Raw genomic sequence first — 19,858 nt, 5'->3', positions numbered from 1 at the left:
TTTCATTCAGGAATGAACATTTACGCGGGGCGGTTCGCAGCTTCAGCATAGGAGAGAGAGCATGAGTGTAACTACAACGCTGACCGTGAAAGACGTAGCTGCTGTTTTAGGAATTCAGGTAGAAGTGGTTCGCAGGCTTATCCGCAGGGGGGAGCTTCGCGCCAGTAATATCGGTACTGCTGCAAAGCCTATGTATCGCATCCGGCAGGCGGCATTGGAAAAGTTTTTAGACGAGCGAGAAGTACTAGGTGTGGAGGGGTAGAGGATGACGGTAGTAGCGCCTGTGATGCTGAAAAGTATGAGTGAGATATGTGAGACGTTCGGAAAAAGTAGACCAACTGTTTTGAAATGGCGCAAAGAGGGTGCACCGATCTACAAGGAAGGGCGTTCCTACGGTGCAGAACTCAATGCATTGTCTAACTGGCTGGTAAAGCACACCTCACATATAGAGCATAGCGAAGCCTGATTCTACAGGAAAGTGTTCTCCTTTTTCGCCTCCATTTTGTATGGGGGCTTTTTTATTGGAAAAGCATGTCAAGTAGTCTGTACCTATACTGTAGCTACTCTCTACCTACTCTCTAGCTAAAGTCGCTCAAAACCCCATGCTACAATAATGACTACTCATTCGGGGTGATTGTCCGTGCGATTGTCGGGCGGTTGGGACTGTTGTTTTTGGGTCTGTTCTGACCTCCATGATTTTCAACACCGGACAACACCCGCTCTTTTTCAGAATGACGGCATTTCTCCTTCTTGGTGTCTGTCATTCTGAACAAAGGAATTTTATCAGCGGGGTATGTGTATGGATTGGAAAGATGTTGGCTCAATAGTCGCAAAAGGTGCACCTATTCTTGGTGCTGCTTTAGGTGGTCCTGTTGGTGCAATTGCTGGTGCTGCGGGTTCGCTTATTGCGTCTATGCTGGGGTGTGAGGACTCGCCGGAAGCAGTAAGCGAAGCTATTTCGCAGAATCCGGAAGCATTGTTGAAACTGAAAGAGCTGGAAGCGCAAGAAAAGGCGCGGATGCTTCAGTGGAAACAGGCACAGTTGAATGCAGAGATTGCTGATCGCGACTCTGCACGCGAACGCGATACACAGATTACGCAAATCAAAGGCAGCAACACCCGTGCGGATGTGCTGGCCTATCTCTCCATTATTGCCTTCATCGGCGTTATGTTTGCGCTGTTCCAATTCTCCATTCCAGAAGGCGGCACCCGCGATTTAATTGTCTTTACTCTCGGGCATCTCACTAACATCGTGAAAGATGTGTACGGCTTTGAGTTCGGCTCTTCCCGTGGCGAACAAGATGCAAAGCCGCAGGTGCGCTAGATGAAAGAATGTCCGTCCTCCTCTTGGTGCATCGACAAAACCATCAATGTTCCGACAATCCTTACTATCCTGAAAAGCTTGGCTGTGGTCGCAGTCTGTGCCTTCGCGTTCTACAGCCGCATTGTAGAAGTGGAGGCGCAGGCTAGTGCCAACGCTCAAGAGATTAAAGCTATCAGCCGGAAGGTGAGTTCTGTTGTGCGTATTGAGGAAGCTGTGAAGTACCAGAACAAGCGCATTGACGACATCTACCGCATTCTCACCACCAAAAAGGAAAAGTAATGGCAGGGCGCAAGACCGCATACCGTAAGAACTACGCAAAGCAAGCGCGTGAAGCATGTGCAATGGGGAACTTTACCCTTGCACAGCTTGGGCGTTTGTTTGGTGTGAGCAAGACTACGGTGTGGGAGTGGCGGCAAAAGCATCCTGAGTTCGATGCCGCCTGTGCTGGCGGATACAACGATTTTGCGTTGGAAACTGCCCACGGTTCTTTAATCAAGCTAGCCAAGGGATTTAACTACACTGAAGTTACCAAAGAAGCTGTGAAGGACAAGAAGACTGGCGACGTCTCCATGGAAGAAACAAAGCGTGTGCGCAAGATGGTTACACCTAACATCAACGCTATTCGGACAGTCTTTGAGCGTGTAGAGCGTGAGCAGCAACAGCAGCAGGGCGGCGGTGAACTGGCTGACCTTATCGCTGATCTGGATGGACACAGTAGGACACTGGCACCGAGTGAACTGTTTACCGAGTCTGAGGATGCATCATGCGAAGCGTAATCTACCACGACATGAAGCGGAACCTCAGCAATAGAATCTGGCGGCTGAACAACCTGTACCGGATTATCGACAAGAATGGTGACAGTGTGCGTTTTCAGCTGAATGTAGAGCAGACAAATTTCATAACCCATCTGCATTATCGCAATGTCATTTTGAAGGCGCGGCAGCTGGGCTTTACTACGTTCTCCTGCATCTTCGGGCTTGATCTGTGCATTTTCAATTCAAACACCCGTGTCGGGATTATCGCGCAGACACTGGAAGATGTGAAAAAGATTTATCGAGATAAAGTTCAGTACGCCTACAACAATCTTCCTCCCTCCTTGCTCACGGTTCCGGGGTTGCTACCGCAGACCGAGAACGCGCAGGAACTGTTGCTTAACAACAACTCTTCCATTGCTGTCGGTCTGTCCTTCCGTTCGGGCACGTTGCATTTTCTGCATGTGTCCGAACTCGGAAAGATTGCTGCCCGTTTTCCGCAGCGTGCAAAGGAAGTTAAAACAGGTGCGCTGCCGACTGTGCCGGTTGATGGCATTGTTATCTTTGAATCAACAGCGGAAGGCGATCACGGTTTGTTTTTTGATACCTGCGATGAGGCGCAGCGTAAAGATCGTATGGGTGATGCGCTGACCAACCTAGATTTTAAGTTTCATTTTTTCCCCTGGTATCAACGTGCTGATTACGTGTTGCCTGCAAAGTCTGTAACGCTGACAGCAGAACAGCACGCTTATTTTACGGAGATGGAAGGCACGCTCGGTTTCAGGTTTTCGCCGGAACAGAAGGCTTGGTACTCCGTGATGGAAAATAATTTAAAAGAAGACATGAAGCGTGAATACCCGACCACGCCGGAAGAAGCTTTCGCACAGACTGTAGAGGGCGCGTACTACGGCAAGCATATGGCGCAGGCAGAGGCGCAAGGGCGTGTATGCGATGTGCCGTTTGAACCACTTTTGAAGGTGCATACCTCGTGGGACTTAGGTGTGGGCGATACCACGCCTCTCTGGTTCTTCCAGTACAGCCCGCAAGGGCAGCGCAGGTACATCAACTACTACGAGAACAGCGGCGAAGGCTTAGACCATTACGCCAAAGTGCTTGAAGAGTTCTCCGAAAAGTACGGCTACCGCTACGACCAGCACATAGCACCACATGACATTCGTGTACGTGAGATCGGCAACAAGGCAAAGTCTCGTTACGAGTCTGCGCTGGAGCTGGGTATCAAATTCACCATTTGCCCGTCTGTTTCTGTTGAGGACGGGATTCAGTCAGTACGAAATATTTTGCCTTCCTGCGTGTTCGACAAATCTAACTGTGCGGAAGGGCTTAAAGCTCTGCGCCATTACCGCAAGAAATGGAACGAAGAGCGGGGATGTTTTGAAAACAAGCCGCTGCACGATTGGGCATCCAACGGCGCTGATTCGTTCCGGTATTCTGCGGTTGGCTTTAAGCCACCGGAAGCGCGGGTAACACAAACGTATGCCACAACAACACGCGGCAAGAAAAGAGGCAGGAGGTAGATATGGGGTCAATGTTTAGCAAGCCAAGCACGCCAGACGTTCCAGACTACGCAGAAGAGAAGAAGAAAGAAGAAGCGAAAGCCGCTGAAAAGAAAAAATCTCTTCTTAACAAAGGGCGTAGCGGAACCATGCTTGGTGGTTCAACTGGTGATGATGCCAACATCAAGAAAGCAAAGCTCGGCGCCTGATGCGGTTGAAAAGAATGCGAGTTCATCAAAGGAACTGGAATGAACGAACTTGTTAAAGAATTGAAGCAACGTCTCGGTGTTCTGAAGAAGAGCCGTAGGCGTGCAGAAGAAGACTGGGAGGAGCTTGCAGAATACTTGCAGCCTCCTAAAGCGCGTTTCTTTGGTGATGATTCTTCGGATGCGGAAGCAAGGGAACTTATTTGGAGTTCTGTGCCGGAAGATGCCCAGCAGCAATTTGCAGCTGGTTTGCATTCCCTGCTGACAAATCCTGCACAAACATGGCTGCACACAGCGCTCACAGGGCGTGGAGTGAAAGAACTTCCTTCTGAATCAACAGAGTGGGCTTCTGAAATTGCCAGCATCATCATGGATGCTTGCAAGCACGAAGAGAGCGGGTTCGATTCAACTATGAACGAGTGTTATCTGGATTACGCAACATTTGGGCAAATGGGACTGTTTGTTGAAGATCCGGAAGACAATTCTGCAATTCCGTTTTCGTCCATTTCACCACATGCGTGTTGGATTTCAGAAAACCAGCACGGCATCGTTGATACAATGTTCCGTCGTTTGGAACTGACAGTTCGACAAGTTCAAGAGCGTTGGGGCAAGCGTAAGCGTGGCATAACTTCTGACCTTTGGCAGAAGCGTACATACTCCGATTCTATTCAGCGTAAGATTGACCGTAAGGAGCTGGAATCAACCGTGTACGTGTGGCAGGCCATCTATCCACGTAAAACTGGTGAATGGTATGAAGAAGCAACAGTTCCCAGCAAATTTATGTATGCCTCTGTGTTCTGGGAAGAAGAAACTAACCAGCTTCTTTCAGAGGGTGGCTATCGTGAGCAGCCTTTCATGGTTGCACGGTACTCCAAATTTTCCGGCGCAGACCCTTGGGGGCGTGGTGTCGGGCATATCGCACTGCCACACATCCGTTTGCTGCATGCACAGGAAGATTCCAAAGACGGTGCTATCCAGAACCAGTGCGAGCCGCCGCTGGCTGTAGATAAATCCATGTACAAGGACGGTATCAGCACAGATTCCAAGGCAACCAACTACTTTGAAGCATCCAGCGTTACCGGAGAGAAAAACTACGGAATTTACCCGATTGTTTCATCTGCGAACGTAGAAGCCGTGCACATGACCGTGAAAGATCGTGAAGAGCAGATTCGTAGCATTTTCTTCAACGATCAACTGCAAATGGTGGGTGGCCCAAACATGACAGCATACGAAGTTGCGCTGCGTGATTCTAAAAAAATGATGCTTCTTTTGCCTATGTGGGGACGGCTTGCAACTGAGTTTCTGCCTATCTTTGTGAATCGCATGGTGGGCATTCTTGAACGTCGTGGGGACATCCCGGAGCGTCCGGCAATCGTAGATTCGTTGATTGAGCAGGGCGTGGTTTCACGGCTTAAGGTTGCGTATGTGTCTCCCATCTCCATGGCGCAAAAAGCATCAGAAGCGCAGACGTTCCAGCGCACTCTCGAATATCTTACGCCGATTATCAACATGCGACCGCAGGTGATGGATAACTTTGATCTGGATGAGGTTGTGCGTGATTCGCAAAATCTGTTCGGGTTCCCGCAAAAGTATCTGGTCGATGCTGAAAAGCGTGACGCGAACCGTCAGCAGCAGGCACAGCAGGCTGCACAGGCGCAAGATGTTCAGGCAGGGCAGGAGATGGCACAGGCAGCAAAAACCGCAGGCGAAGCAGCAGGAAATGCAGAGGCAATCAAAGAGGCGTTGACTATGATGCAAGGAGGTGCAGGTGCGTAGCTTTAGAAGGAAGCAGGACGTTGAAAAGCCGTTAGCAGATGAAACACGTTTAGCCATCCGTAGAGTGTTTTCTACACCGGATGGGAAAGTGTTTTTGAAATTTTTGCAGTCGAGAGGCTGTGTGGATGCCCCGACATATGTTGCAGGTAAAAGTTACGAAGACATGATTCACCATGGCGCACGTAAGGCGCTGGTGTGTGAGGTTTTGGAAATTTTAAAGAGTTAGTTGTTTGCTGATGTGTGCCTCCGGCGGGCAGGCTCCGCCTTGCATCCGCGAGGGGGAATCCCCCTCGACCCGTTGACGTGCAAGGGATGAGTCAACCGCAGGCAAGGAAAATTTTGCAGGTGAAATAGGAGACTGACATGTGGAAGTTATTTATGGCGATGATGGGAATGTTTGCATTTGCTCAGGAAGGAGCAGGTGGCGGTGAATCTGGTGGTGATGCTGGCGGGGCAGGCGATACTGGTGCTGCTGGTGATGATTCCGCAGGCGATGGCGACGGTTCAGAAAATGGTGGCTCTGGTGATGAAAGCGCGTCCGGTGGTGGCAACGCTGACGAGCAGGGCGGTGCTGATGACAAGAGCGGAGCAGCAGACAACAACGCTGCGCCTGACCTGACAACCCCTGAGGGATATCTGGAACATGCCCGTGCTCACGGGGCGTTTGACTCTGCGGACAAGTACTCCATCCCGACAGAGTTTAAGGACGTAGAAATGCCTGAACATCTCGCAGCGCAGTGGGATATCAAAAATGATGCTGCCATATTTGCAACCATGGCGGCTAAGCACGGTCTGACTCAGGCACAGGCTGAAGGCGTGTTCAAAGATTACGTTGCCAGTGCAATTGAAATTTCCGGCAAGGCGGAAGCTGAAGCGCTGGATGCTCAGAAGCCCGAATCCATCATGAAAGAAATCTATGGTGACAAAGCTGCCGAAGCCATGCCTGCGCTTGAGCGTGGCTTAAAAGTGCTGGGTATCGATGCTTCAAAAGGGCTGCGTACGCACCACGCCATGAAAGCTATCGCAGAGCTTGGAAACTTTGTCGGTGAAGATGGCAATTTCCACAACGCTAGTGCAGGCGGGGGGAAAGAAGAAGAAATGTCAGCCGAAGAGTGGCTTAAGCAAGCCGCATCTTCTCGATAGAAGATTAAAAGCTTGTTGCAAGAAGTTTATTAAATATTGGTACTTGGAGGTATCAGAATGGTTTTACTCGTAGGAACTCTTAAAGAGGTAAGTCAAGAACACTGCAAGAAGCAGCCAAAACAGGTGGACACCATCACCGAAGAAGCACCGATTCTTGAAACCATGCAGTTTGCACCAGCTACAGATACGCTGTGGCATAATCACGAAGAAGTGGCAGATATTCAGGGTGCTGGTTGGGTAGACATGAACGCGCCACTCCCTGCTGTAGATGTTTCCAGTGATTTAAAACGCACTGACCTTGCAATTCTTGGTGGTGAAATAGAAGTGCCGCAAGATCGCGCTGTAGCTATGGGTGGTCGTGATAAATATTTTGCTAAAAAGTTGCCTCAGATTCAGCGCAACGCTGGCATGAGCGCGGAAACAGCGATCATCTACGGTAACATGCTTCCGTATGCACAGAAGCATGGCAAAATTGCAGACTGCGGTGGCACTGGTGAAGGCTACTCTATGGTTGCAGTTACTTACACTGAAGAAGAAATGACCGGGCTGTACTCGCCAGCAGGCTTCAAAATGGGCGCGATTATGGATGCCCAGCATATCAGCGGTGGTAACCTCTACAAAGCAACTTCCGGTAAATATGAAGGCTCTTTGGTTTTCGGCTTAGCGCTGAAAGCGTATCTCGGTTTGTTGCTTGCTAATCCCAAAAAAATTGCAGTTCTTGCAAACATCACAAAGGACAAGCGTCCAACTGCCATGATGGTTGATGATCTTCTTGCAGATTGTCGTGCGTCTACTAAGTCTAAAACGTTTATCTACTGCCATCCAAAGTGTCAGACCCTTCTTTACGAGCATAAAGGCAAGAGTCTTCAGACTTCTGCTGACTCTAAAGACGTGAACCGTACGTTTACCCACTGGAACGGCAAAGAATTGATTACTTCTTTTAACTTCACAGACGGTGCAGACCAGCACCTTAACGTGGCATAGGTTGAGCGTTTCTTAACAATTTAAAGCAAGGGGTTTTCTTATGCGTATGTTTGATAAGCGCCTCGCCCAGCATGGCGAGTATTTTGGACAGGGCGTTACGTTACCTAACTCTGGGACAAAGGCGTTGGATGGCGGTCCAGCGTGTCTTTCAGGTGCGGCTGGTGGTACAGGTGTAACTATTCATTGCAAAACTGCTGTGGCTATTCCAACCGGAAAAAAGCTTCAACTCATTATTGAAGATTGTGACACCAAGGGCGGTACGTTCAAAGAGTCTTGTAGTGTAACGTTTCATAAAGGAACCTACGCAGCTGGCGAACATCTTGGTGAAGTTGTTCTTCCTTCGCAGGCTAAAAAGTTTGTGCGTGGCAAACTTGTTTCTGACGGTAATTGTACGGGTACAGTTGATGTTTACCCTTATTTAACTCGTTAATTACTAGATTTACCATGCCATATTTCAGAGCAAAAAAACGCTGCCAGTACGGCGGCACTGTTTACGATGAAGGGGCGGTTGTGGAGCACTTTGAACCAGTATCCGCTCAGTCTTGGGAACCGATGGATGATGAAGGCAAGAATTTGCTGATGTATCCAGAAGAGCAACCGGAAGAAAAAGATGATGCTGTTCAGGTGTCCGGTACAGAGTTCGCAGAACTTCAAGGATTGTACAACGCTGCTCTTGCTGATCTGGAAGCAGAACGTGTCGATGTGGCAAACCTTAAAGCATCACTTGAAGAAGTTGAAGACGCTCTTGGTGTTTTGAAAGTTGAAAACAACAACCTTGCAAAAGCTGCTGAAGCTGCAACAGCCCTTCAGACACAGATTGCACATTTGAAAAAACTTGTTGCGGATAACGAAAACAAACCCGTGATCGAGGAAGCTATTAACAACCTCTAACGGTGCTTAGAAGTTTGTGATGCGCTGAAGGAATTGCTGCCGGACTGAAAGTCCGGGATGGGCAATGACGAAAGCAGGAAGGATGGGATTACGCACGAAAGCTCGGGGGATGGAATGGGGTGAGAGCTTGCTCACCCCGTCCCCCCGCGGGAGCGTGGCAATAACAAGCTTGGGACTTTGCTCACCTTAACCGTACAGGTCATATCATCCTGCCATGCAAAAAAAGGAAAACCATGTCCACTACTCTTAGTATTGTTAACAGAGCACTTGGCGAAGTGAACGCGCCTGTGATTGCAGCTATGGACGATGGCTCTGTGTACTCCACGCATGTAAAGTTAAATTGGGAGCCTGCGCGAAACGCTGTGCTGCGTGCTCATCCTTGGCCGTGCTGCTTAAAACGCGAAAAACTCAACATCAGCGAAGAGACTCCTGCATGGGAATTCAAATTCGCTCATGTGCTGCCTGTAGATTATGCAACGCTCGTTTCTGTCTATCCAGAAACGACGTACTCCATTGAAAGTGGTTTGATTCTCTCGAACGAGCAAAGCCTGTCAATCAAGTACGTTTCTACTGATTCAACATTGTTTGATGCGGCGCTTGAAGATGCTCTTGTGTACGAACTGGCTTCACGTATCGCGCTGCCGATCAGTACAAAAAAATCCCTTGCAGACAGCTTGACCCTTAAGGCGCAGGAAGCGTTGAAACGCGCAATCCATACGTCAACTGTCGAGCGAACACCTAAAGATATCCGTAACCATCGGTGGAAAGAAGCTAAGCTAGGCAGGAGACGCTATGCCAGAAGTTAGACTGATCCAAACAAATTTTACGGCTGGTGAGTGGTCCCCGCGTCTAGCCGGTCATGTTGATCTACAGAAACGGGCGAACGCCTGTGAAGAATTACAGAACGTGATTGTGTGGCCGCATGGCGGCGTGACAAGACGCATGGGCACACGATTTCGTGGACACATCAAAGCAGGCAACACAAAGCCGTTACTGAAAGATTTTTCGTTCAACGATATCCAAACGTATGTCCTTGAGTTTGGTGCAAGATATGTGCGTTTCTGGCGCGATGGTGGGCAAATTATGCGAGATGATGGCAAGCCGCTGGAAGTTTCCCTGCCGTACTCTGCTGATGAGGTGCATGAACTTGGCTTTGCTCAGTCTGCGGATGTGCTGTTTATCTGTCATGCAAAGTATCTTCCACAAAAGCTTGTTCGGCATGGACCCGATGTATTTACGCTAGTTCCATGTGAATTTTTAAATCAGCCCGAAGAGTGGACTCATAGCAACTGGCCTGCGCGGGTTAACTTGCATCAGCAGCGCACTTGGTGGACAGGTTGCCCGAATCATCCGCAAAAGTTGTGGTTCTCTGCAACTGGTAACTTTTTAGAAATGGGCGGGGAAGCAAAGGAAGATGATTCCGGCGCAGGGTTCAGCCTTGATTCTGACCAAGTAAACCAAATTCGGGGGTTGGTGGCTGCGAGAAATCTTGTGTGCCTTACCAGCGGCGGGGAGTGGACGTTAAGCGGTGGAAATGAATCTATCTCACCGACAAATGTGCAGGCAACACGGTACAGCAACGTAGGGTGTGCGGCTCATGTTCCGCCTATGCTGATTGGCTCCGCTGTTCTTTTTATGTCGCGTGACCGTAAAAAATTGCGAGAATTTATCTACAACCTTGAGCAGGACGGTTTTGTGCCGTTGGAAGCCTCTTTGTTGTCTGAACATTTGCTGAGACCACAAGTAAAACAGCTTGCTTGGCAGCAAGACCCGGACTCGATTGTCTGGTGCGTGCTTGATGATGGAACCTTGGCAGCCATGACGTACCTGCGCGACCAGCAAGTCTACGCGTGGCATCGGCATACAACACAAGGCACGGTACTTTCCGTGTGTGCTAACAGTGCGGAAGACTACACAGAAATATGGCTTGCTGTGGAGCGTAACGGCAAGGTGTGCATGGAGCAGATGGCGAACCCGTGGCAGGGCGATAATCTGGACGATGCAGATTGTTTTTTCGTGGATAGCGGACTTTCGTACCAAGGCTCTAAGCTTTCCAGCGTGTCCGGTCTTGACCATCTTAACGGTATGACGGTGCAAGTGCTGGCAGATGGCGGTGTACAGAAGGAGAAAGTGGTACAGAACGGGCGTATCGATCTGGACTTTCCTGCTGACACCGTTGTTGTGGGGCTTGGATACGAATACCGGGTGACACCGTTGCAGCCTGAAGGGGGCAGTCCTCTAGGCACAGGGCAAGGAGTTATCAAACGAATGTCTAAAGTTACCATCCGAACCTACAAGTCTGTAGGTATGCACTACAAAATTGGCGATGATACAGAAAAAGACATCTTCTTGCGAAATGTTAACAAAGCTATGGAAAAGCCCGTTCAACCGTTTACGGGCGATCTGGAACTTCCTTCTGTTGGTACAGGGTGGGATAGCAACCCCACGGTTTCTGTGTTCGGTAGCGACCCGCTGCCGTTTAGCCTGTTAGCGCTAATCCGACAGGTGGAGGTGACTGCATAATGCCGACGATCAGACGCTTTCGTGCAGAGGACATTTTGGACATAGAACTACGCGCAACCGATCTTGAAAATCTTGAAAATGTGAATTTGCGTGAGCATGGGCAGCAGCTTGCACTTACTCCTGAAGCTTCAACAATCCTAACGGACGAGGGGCAGATTGTCGCAAGCGTTGGCGGCTTTGTGCTGGGTAAAACCTGCCTGGTCTTTTTGCTGACAAGTCCGCTTGTGGAGCGATTTCCTTTACTCGTGCTGCGAGTTGTTCGGGCATACATCAAACGGGCAATTCGTCGTGGTGTTGTGCGGTTTGAAACGCTTGTGAATCCAGATGATACGCGTGCTGTTCGCTTTATCGAGCATCTTGGATTTGAGTGCGAAGGGCTGTGCCGGGCAACGGGTGATAATTTGAAAGATCGATTTTTATACGCCCGTATCGAGTTGGGGCAGGAGGGGTAGAGATGGCATCTATGATGTTGGGAACAGCAGCGGTTGCAGCAACGAGTGCAACCGCGGGAACGGCTGCGACAGCGGGGTTGTTTGGTGTTGGTGGGGCATTTTCTGCTATGCAGGCACTTGGCACTGTCGGAATGCTTGCAGGTTTAGGTGGTACAGCTATGTCTATGAAAAGCCAGAACGATATGGCGGAAGTGCAAGCTGACTACTCTGAAAAAGTCGGTGCGTTTAATGCTGCATCTACAAAAGACCAGTACCGCAAACTGATGAGTACACAAAAAGCTAACTACGGTGCAAGCGGTGTGCAGCTGGATGATGGCGGTACACCGTCGGATGTGCTGGCGGAAACTATGGTGGATATGGAGATGGACGCAATGCAGGTTTACTACGGTGGTCAAGCAAAGGGCACAGCGTACAAAAATCAGGCAAAAGCAAACAGCACCGCTTCACTGTTTAACGGGCTAGCGCAGGCAGGAAGCGGCGTGCATTCTTTGTTGCGGTAGGTGTGACATGGTAAAAATTCCAACATCAACACGAGTCGTTCAACTTAGCGATACTCCTGTAACTACGCTTCAGCAAGGTTCTGCTATGGGGCAAGGCGTGGCTGCTATGGGGCAGATGGTGCAGCAGATAGCGCAAAAAGAGCAGGTGCGGCAGGACAACGACCAGTTTCTTGCAGCACGTACAAAATATGATGAATTTAACTTAGCTTTTGAAACTGAGTCTGCACAGTTGCAAGGGGATGCAACAAAAGGGCTGGTGAAAAAATATCAGGAAGACGAGGAAACAACATGGAATGAAATTTATTCCGGTCTGTCTCCTCGAGCTGCCCGTGCGTTTGAACAGTACCGTGGTGGGGTGGTTGGTAAAAAGAGCCAGTTTCATGCCTTTGCAGAGCATAAAGGGCGCATAGCTTCAGCACAGAACACATTTAACAACGCAATGGCGGTGATTGCAAAAGAAGCTGTTGATGCTCCATATGACGTTGCTGCTCTCCGTGCAAAGCTGGTTCAGACCTTTGACCATGCTGTTTCTTCCGGTGCTGTGCAGGCGGCTGACCGTGAAGCGTTTTTAAAGGTAAACGTTGCAGGTTTGTTAGAAAAAGCGTGGTCATCTTTGTATGAGCTTGCACCGGAAGAGGCGTTAAAGCGTTCACAAGAATACGGCGTAAGCGACAGCATGAAAGCTGTGTATGTGGAAAAACATAAAGATAAGCAATCAACTGCACAAAGTATCACGTTAGCTAACGAGCTTTCCGGCAACGGCAAGAGTTTGAAGGAAAACTTGGACTCTGTGCATGAAAAGTACGCCGATCAGCCGGAACTGCATGACAAGTTGGTAACACGCTTGAAGATGCGTTTTGCAGAGGAACAAACGTCTGTTGCTGCTGCCAAGGCAGAGCAAAAAAAGGCGCTTGTGGCGCAGGTTCAGGCTGTTGAGGTTGACCCTGAGAACAGGGGCGCGGCTTCTGAAAAGCTAGTATCGATCATCGATTCCGCGCCGCCGGAATTAAAAAGAGAACTGACAGCACAGGCTAACGAAATTTTGAATCCATCCGGTCTGACGGACTACGAAAAAATGGCAAAGCTGGAAAAGGGCATCCTCAACAAAGAAATTACATCGCTTGAAGATTTGAGAACCAACTATGCGGGGATTTCTCGTAAAGATCAGCTTACGCTTGAAGACAGGTTCTCTAAATTTCAAAAAGGTGAAGTGCCTAAGCTGACCATCGACAAAGAAAACCGCGTACTTGCTGAGTTGGGTTACATAAAGAAAATGAATAACCCTAAAAAAATGAAGGAATTTAATGCCGTTCGTGCTGCGTACAGAGTGTTTTTTGCTCAACGTAACCCGCAGAGCCTTAAAGAAGAGATGGCAACGAATCTCGCCTTTAAACGTCAGATGGAAAGGGATGGCATAGTGCCTGATGCTGGCATGTTTGGCAGTGATAAAGGGATGACGTTTGCCGAGGCTGTGGCAGAAAATAAAGCCGATCAGTGGTTCCCTGATGTGTTGGACGAGCATAAGCCTGCCTTAAAAACGCTCATGACAGCGCTAAATTACAAATTTTCTGCCCCTGCCAGCCAAAAGCCAAGATTTAAAGGCGAGAAAGCAACGCGGGAAGTATACAGGGCGTTTGCACCTGTGTTTAGCACCGTTCCTCCGGCAGATTTAGAAATAATTTTAGGTGAGTTTTTAAAAAAAGGCATTTCTGTGACACCTGCCAATGTTTTGCGTGTGTACCGGACAAAAGGATAAAGGAAGTACCATGAATCCGAGCGATATATTTGATTTCTCCGTTGCTGACCCTAACGATACTTCTTTCAGCCTTTCAAAACCTTCTGCTGGGAATACTTTAGAGGGAGAATTTGACTTTTCTGTAGCGGAACAAGTGCCGCCTGTTGCCCGTGTTCTGCAAGAGGTTTCCGGTCGTAATCCTGACGTTGTTGCAGATTCCAGAAGACTTGCAAAACAGCAAGGTTTGTCACCGGAACTTGTTGAAGAGTTCCATGCGGAAGTTTCCGGCAAGGCGGAAGCAGAGCGTTTGCAGCGTCATCTTTCTTGGGTTGGCGGTGCTGGAACTATGCGTTTTATCGCTGACCCTGAGAATGCCGCGTTGGCGCATGATGATGTGGAGACGCTGGCTAAGATCGAGCAGGATTGTGCTGCATGGCGTGAAATGAAACGCTTCCCTTTTGCTGTAGCCAAAGGAGCAACTGAGCTTGGTGTTTTTCTGGCAGACTCCTTGGACTATGCAGAAACAAAGAAGCTTGAGCTTTTTGGCGTGGATAAAATGCATAAAAAGCTTTTTGGGCAAACCGTGTTCGGTGAAATACGGGATATGGGAAGAGGGCTTATTCAGGCGAATGAGCAGACACTTTCCTCTAAAGCACTCGAAATACCAGAAGAGTATCGAAAACGGCTTTTGGATAATCTAGGTCTGGTTACTGATATGGGCTACTTAGTTACTCAAGTGGGCGAAATGGCTCCTTCTATGGCGTTAAGTATCGGCAGTGCTTTGCTAACAGGTGGCGGGTCTGTTGTGGCAGGACTCACGGGCGGCGGGTTAGAAGGTGCTTCGCTTTCCGAAGAGTTGCAACAGGATGGCATAAGTCAAGATAAAGCACTCGCAGCGGGTATTGCGATGGGCTGCGTTGCCAGCGTGTTAAACGCCATCGGCTTTGACAAGCTGTTGAAGAAGATGCCGAAGGAAACTGTAGCTCATAACTTTGCAAGAAGGCTGGCAGGTGGTGCTACAGAAGGATTTACAGAATATTTAGAAGAGCCAGCGCAGGCAGTGATTACAGGCATAACTAAAGGAGAGTCCACACCTCAGATTATTGATCGTGTTGTTGACAGCTTAAAAAATGTTGAGGTGATGCTCGGTGCAGGAATGGTTGGGGTAGCAACCACCGGAGGCATCCCTAAAACAATCAAGCGCGTAGAAGGAAAATTACAACTAATAAATGAAGCTGGTGAAAACGCGGCACGACTCGCTGCTCTTTCTGAAACTGTTTCTGAAAGTAAGCTTGCGGAGCGTTCACCGGAGGCTTTTGGCGGATTCGTTAACAGCGTTTTTACTGCTGTAGAAGATGAAACTGGTGAAAATTTTGGTGAGCAATTTATTGATGCCGGGCAGTTCGCCATGCTCTTTCAAGAAGGAATTGAGGAAGGGCAGGACATAGGTACAGTTGAAGACGTGTTAAGCCGTTTGGAAGTCTCCCCTGAAGACTTTGGGAAAGCCTTACAGCAAGGCTCTGTTATGTCTTTGTCTATACCTACGCTTATGCAGAACTGCACAAAGCAAGAGCGTGACATGCTTATCCCGCATATGAAAGCAAACCCGCTTGCCATGTCCGAAGCGGAAAGTTTGCAGCTAGATATAAACGAAGAAGCACGGCGCACGATTGCTCAGTACGAGCCGGATATGGAGCTTGAATCTGCTCTGGATGCAGAACGCAGCAGGATAGTAGAAGGGCTTGTCGGGCAGGGAGTACATGAAGATAACGCCAAGGTGATGGCGGCAATTCCTCATGCCTTTGCAAAAAGTTACAGCACCTACGGGTTAGACGGGGTAGATTTTTTGCGTCGTATGCATGTGGGAGAGGTTGGGGCCGAGCTTGGAGTGTCCCAAACGGCCAGCCTTGAGGGGAATATCGAGAGCACTTCGCCCCTACAATTCGACTACGAAAATAGTGTACCCAATGCCCAAAGCGAAGTCAAAACCAAACTCAAGCAAGGGCAGCGCGGCTCGTTATCGTTTCTGCCTGATAACAACTACTTAATCAAGCTTGGTTCATCAGCGGACAGCTCTACATTTGTGCACGAATGCGCCCATGTTTTCCTTGCTGAACTCTCCCGCATGACAGGGCAGAAGCAGGTGTTCGATCAAAATCTTTCATCACCAAAGCTTGCGGATATCGCAGCAGAGCAGGAGATGCTAGGTGAAGCGTTGAACGCCGGGCTTGAAAATTCTGTGGCTGCTATCAATCCACAGGGTGTGCCGTACAAAAAAATTATTCCAGATTGGGAAAATAAAGAAGAAGCGTTCCGCACGGGAACCATTGATCGTGATTTTGACGAAGCTTTGTATCAAAATGACGTAAAGTACGACGAGGAAAAAGCAACACTTGTGCAGGTTGTTGAGGCTGAAACTCCGGCGGATGTTCCGGCACAGTTGCAGAAGGATATGGAAACGCTGCGAAAATGGATGAAGTTGAATGATGGTGATGCCATCGCAACAGAGCATCATGAAAAATTTGCCCGTGGTTTTGAAGCGTACTTGCGCGAGGGCAAAGCGCCTTCGTTAGAGTTGGCTCAAGTGTTTAAGCGGTTCCGCGACTGGCTTCTTTCTATCTATAAAAACGTCAAACTGCTGCATGTAGATTTGAACAACGACGTGCGTGATGTGTTCGACCGGATGCTTGCCACAAGTGAACAGGTAAGAGAAGCACTGTATATCAATGAGATGGTGAAAAAAGAAAGGGTGCGACTTAACGAACTTACAGAAGCGAACGACGTAGACAGAGCCTTTCTGGGACGTGAGTTGTCAGAAACCGAGCGGTTAGCAATTGCCGCCGTGGATAGAGTAACTTTGCGTGACCGGAAAAAGCGAAAGAATGCGGCAAAAAAAGAAGCTCGGGCGATTGTAGATAATGAGCCAGTGTACCATCAAATTATGTCTATTACGAAAGGTTCCGGCTTAGATGAAGCATATATGCTGGAATATTACGGAAAGGATACAGTTGCCGACATTCACAAGAAGCATAGGGGGCTGATTAAAAAGAACGGGCAAATGGCAGACGATATTGCCAGTGAACTTGGATACGATGAAGCTGGCCACATGGTGGATGCTTTTGTTGATGCTCCACGAAGAACAGAGCGCATACAGCAGCTTGCTGATGAACTGTTCGCAGCCGAAGAAGCACAGGTGAACCCGGAAGAGCTTGTTTTGGCTAGCGAAGCGTTTGGTAGATATCTTGAAAAACGTAATGCTGAACTTTCGAAACGCACTCGCAGTAGAACGTACAGCACTCGCGAATATATTCGTCGCTATGTAAAAGAGCAGATAGGTGCAACAGTAATTCGAAAGGCAACTCGTTACGATATACACCAACACACCATGCGAAAGCATAGCAAGCTGCGTGAAGAAGCGGCAAGGAAGAAGAACGATAACGCAGAAGCATTTCATCTTGAAAAGCTACGCGATGCTTTTGAGATGATCGGTGAAGCTATCCGTGTGCGTGAGGAGACAAAAAAAATTGTCAACCGCGCTAAAAAGTTTGCAAAAAATAAGTCCGGCTTGGATTTTCACTACCGCGATCATATCCGCGCTCTTGTGCAACGCTTTGGCATGGGCGGCAAGTCCTTAGAACCACAAAACCCTGCTGATATGTCCAGCTTGCGTACGTTGCTGGAATCCGAAAAGGACATAAACGATATGCCGCCTTCGTTCCCTGAGTGGCTTGTGGATGGAACAGAGCAGGTGAACTGGAAAGATTTGACCGTGGATCAGCTACGCGCTGTAAACGATTTAATCCAGTTTTTAAACCACAGAGGGCGAGAGTCCCGCAAAGAGAGCAAGGCGGTATCAAAGGAACGGATTGATAATGCAGCAGAAGCGTGCACAGAGGGCGCGCAAAAAAATGCACGCAAATTACATCAGAAAGGTACGTTCAAGCGAAAATTTATGGATATGAAGGACAGCATTTTTGCTTCGCTTGATACGTTGCAATATCTGTTAGCAACATTTGATGCTGTGACCGATACGGGGAAAAATGGCGAACGTGGTGCAAACGTACGGTTGATTTTTGATCTGCTTGTTGCCGCTCAAAATGAAAAAAGTCGAAAGTGGGCGGAAATGGAGCGCAGGGTTGGACCTGCACTGGTGCACCTGCGTAAGACTGTCAGCAGACTTGAAAAGCAGCACGGTAAATCTTTTTCCCGCATCCGCTTAACAGATGAACTACGCAAGCAGATTGGCGAGGGGGCAAACGCAACCCTTGAAGGTCAAGAATACCTTGAGTTGGTTGTTCCAGAAATTATGCAGCAGGACGGGCGCAAGTGGACAGGTGACGCGATTCTTGGGCTTATGTTGCATACAGGCACTAAATCCAACATGGAGCGCGTGTTTGCCGGATATCCTGAGCTAAAAGAGGGGCAGACCCTCGCGTATTTGAAAAGCATGTTTAATCATAAAGATTGGGATGCAATCCAAGAAATCTGGGATGCCATCGACAGCTTGTATCCTGAACTTGATGCTGTTCACAAAACAATGAACGGTTTTCACATGACCAAGATAGAAGCGCAGCCTTTCGGCATCGAGCGCGGTGGTGTTGTGAAAAAATATGCAGGCGGATATTTTCCTGCAATTTATGACAACACGCTGCCGCAAACGCATTTTGTAAAGCAGTACACAGAACTGGACGAACTGATGTCCCGTTCCGAAGCGATTAACCAGACACCGGCTGCACGCTCCGGTTTTACGCAGGGACGTAAAAACAAAGCTCCGGGCTTTCCGTTAAAGCTGTCTGTTAACGTAGCTGTTGAACACATGTACGAAACCATTCACTACATGACACACGCTGAAGCGCTACGTTTTGCCGACAGAGTTACCAAGCATCAAAAGTGGGAAAAAGCTTTTAAAGAAGTGATGGGTGAAGCAGCCTACAACGCTGTGCGTGGACACCTAAAAGCTATTGCCAGACCTGAACAGCCCGTGCGGGATGTTTGGCAGCGTGTTGGGGAAAATCTGCGAACTGCTGCAACGCCGTTTATTTTAGGCTGGAATCTTGGTGTAGCTGCAAAGCAGATATTTTCTCTGCCCGGTGGCGTGCATGACATCGGCATGAAGGAGTTCTGCAAGGGATTGAAAACGGTCATGTCGCATAGCCCGCGCAAACAGATGCAGTGGATTCATGAAGTTTCACCGTACATGCGAGACCGTTCTACATCGATGGACAGGGAATTGTCCGACATGGCGAATAAATTTCGCATGGATGTACGAACGATTGAGGTGTTCGGTAAAGAGTTGAGTCATCAGGACGCTGTTGATCTCGGTTTCTGGCCTATCCGTATGGCGGACATGGCAACAACATACGTGCTCTGGGTTTCTGCATATGAAAAAGCCATGCGACGAGGCAAGAGTCCAGAAGAAGCTGTTTTATTTGCCGATGATATCATCCGCAAATCTCAGCCATCCTCTCAAGCTATCGATCAAACCATGTGGCAGCGACACAAGGGCGCTATGCGTATGCTCTCCATGTTTCAGACATTCACTGTGCGAACCTTCGGTGCGCGGCAGCGACATCATTACCGAGCCATGAGAGATGGAAAGATGAGCAAGGTGGAGTACGCAAAGTATGTTCTGTACGATCAAATTTTTCCACCTATCGCTATGCAGCTTGCCTTTGCTCTGTTGTGGGGCGATGCGCCGGATCTTGACGACGATGAACAGGTAGTTGAGTTTATGCTGGACATGGGAGCTGGCGTTGCCATGTACCAGTTTGCAGGCATCCCGTTAGTTTCGTCAGTTTTCTCTGCGTTTGATGCGGACAGAATGCCAGCAGGGACAGGGTTAGTTCTTGCTCAACGCGCCTTGCGGACAGGCTGGGACTTTTTTGAAAATCCGGACGAAAAACAAACCGAGCGTATGCTGTGGTCGTTGTTTCATTTGGGGTCATACGCAACAAAAATTCCGGTGTCACAGGTTGCTCGTAGATTCAAAAAAGGGATGGAGCAGCGTGAAGAGGGTGAAGGCACTATTTTTAATTATGCAATTCCACAACATCAATAG

General features: G+C 48.8%; 19 protein-coding genes. All 19 read left to right on the top strand.

Translation table 11 applies throughout. From position 1 onward, the window contains the following. Positions 1-61 precede the first annotated feature (61 nt). On the top strand, positions 62-262 hold the full coding sequence (locus tag N4A56_RS08350; protein ID WP_295546476.1) for a helix-turn-helix domain-containing protein: 201 nt from the start codon (positions 62-64) through the stop codon (positions 260-262). A 3-nt stretch (positions 263-265) separates the two neighbouring features. Beyond that, complete coding sequence (locus N4A56_RS08345) at positions 266-466, top strand: MerR family transcriptional regulator (RefSeq protein WP_295546475.1); 201 nt, start codon at positions 266-268, stop codon at positions 464-466. A gap of 333 nt (positions 467-799) precedes the next feature. After that, positions 800-1,324: a hypothetical protein gene (locus tag N4A56_RS08340; protein WP_295546474.1), complete on the top strand. Its 525-nt coding sequence runs from the start codon at positions 800-802 to the stop codon at positions 1,322-1,324. Further along, a complete protein-coding gene (locus N4A56_RS08335) occupies positions 1,325-1,603 on the top strand; it encodes a hypothetical protein (protein WP_295546473.1) in 279 nt (92 codons plus the stop codon). Next, positions 1,603-2,100 (top strand): hypothetical protein, encoded by a 498-nt coding sequence (locus N4A56_RS08330; protein WP_295546471.1) that lies wholly within the window; start codon positions 1,603-1,605, stop codon positions 2,098-2,100. Before N4A56_RS08335 ends, N4A56_RS08330 begins: the two co-directional genes overlap by 1 nt. Then, positions 2,088-3,611: a hypothetical protein gene (locus N4A56_RS08325; protein WP_295546469.1), complete on the top strand. Its 1,524-nt coding sequence runs from the start codon at positions 2,088-2,090 to the stop codon at positions 3,609-3,611. Before N4A56_RS08330 ends, N4A56_RS08325 begins: the two co-directional genes overlap by 13 nt. A 2-nt stretch (positions 3,612-3,613) precedes the next feature. Continuing rightward, positions 3,614-3,799, top strand: coding sequence for a hypothetical protein (locus tag N4A56_RS08320; protein ID WP_295546466.1), 186 nt, complete (start codon positions 3,614-3,616; stop codon positions 3,797-3,799). A gap of 39 nt (positions 3,800-3,838) precedes the next feature. Further along, positions 3,839-5,572 carry a portal protein gene (locus N4A56_RS08315; protein WP_295546463.1) on the top strand — a complete coding sequence of 578 codons (1,734 nt, stop codon included), beginning with the start codon at positions 3,839-3,841 and terminating at the stop codon, positions 5,570-5,572. Next, complete coding sequence (locus N4A56_RS08310) at positions 5,565-5,798, top strand: hypothetical protein (RefSeq protein WP_295546460.1); 234 nt, start codon at positions 5,565-5,567, stop codon at positions 5,796-5,798. Before N4A56_RS08315 ends, N4A56_RS08310 begins: the two co-directional genes overlap by 8 nt. A 137-nt stretch (positions 5,799-5,935) precedes the next feature. After that, positions 5,936-6,715: a hypothetical protein gene (locus N4A56_RS08305; protein ID WP_295546458.1), complete on the top strand. Its 780-nt coding sequence runs from the start codon at positions 5,936-5,938 to the stop codon at positions 6,713-6,715. Positions 6,716-6,772: 57 nt separating this feature from the next. Then, on the top strand, positions 6,773-7,699 hold the full coding sequence (locus tag N4A56_RS08300; protein ID WP_295546455.1) for a major capsid protein: 927 nt from the start codon (positions 6,773-6,775) through the stop codon (positions 7,697-7,699). Positions 7,700-7,739: 40 nt separating this feature from the next. Then, complete coding sequence (locus N4A56_RS08295; RefSeq protein ID WP_295546452.1) at positions 7,740-8,129, top strand: hypothetical protein; 390 nt, start codon at positions 7,740-7,742, stop codon at positions 8,127-8,129. A gap of 14 nt (positions 8,130-8,143) precedes the next feature. Beyond that, positions 8,144-8,590, top strand: a complete 447-nt coding sequence (locus N4A56_RS08290) for a hypothetical protein (protein WP_295546450.1) — start codon at positions 8,144-8,146, stop codon at positions 8,588-8,590. Between the two features lie 233 nt (positions 8,591-8,823). Continuing rightward, positions 8,824-9,396, top strand: a complete 573-nt coding sequence (locus N4A56_RS08285) for a hypothetical protein (RefSeq protein WP_295546449.1) — start codon at positions 8,824-8,826, stop codon at positions 9,394-9,396. Beyond that, entirely contained in the window at positions 9,383-11,113 is a 1,731-nt protein-coding gene (locus N4A56_RS08280) for a hypothetical protein (RefSeq protein ID WP_295546447.1), read from the top strand. The genes N4A56_RS08285 and N4A56_RS08280 overlap by 14 nt, the downstream gene beginning before the upstream one ends. Beyond that, positions 11,113-11,565 (top strand): hypothetical protein, encoded by a 453-nt coding sequence (locus N4A56_RS08275; protein ID WP_295546444.1) that lies wholly within the window; start codon positions 11,113-11,115, stop codon positions 11,563-11,565. The genes N4A56_RS08280 and N4A56_RS08275 overlap by 1 nt, the downstream gene beginning before the upstream one ends. 2 nt (positions 11,566-11,567) lie before the next feature. Beyond that, positions 11,568-12,065, top strand: coding sequence for a hypothetical protein (locus tag N4A56_RS08270; protein ID WP_295546442.1), 498 nt, complete (start codon positions 11,568-11,570; stop codon positions 12,063-12,065). Between the two features lie 7 nt (positions 12,066-12,072). Then, positions 12,073-13,821 (top strand): hypothetical protein, encoded by a 1,749-nt coding sequence (locus N4A56_RS08265; protein WP_295546440.1) that lies wholly within the window; start codon positions 12,073-12,075, stop codon positions 13,819-13,821. A gap of 10 nt (positions 13,822-13,831) precedes the next feature. Then, positions 13,832-19,858, top strand: a complete 6,027-nt coding sequence (locus tag N4A56_RS08260; protein WP_295546437.1) for a hypothetical protein — start codon at positions 13,832-13,834, stop codon at positions 19,856-19,858.

The sequence above is a fragment of the Halodesulfovibrio sp. genome, from assembly GCF_025210605.1.
Classification (GTDB): Bacteria; Desulfobacterota; Desulfovibrionia; order Desulfovibrionales; family Desulfovibrionaceae; genus Halodesulfovibrio.
Note: the sequence above shows the minus strand (reverse complement) of the source record. Positions and strands in the feature narration are given on the sequence as shown.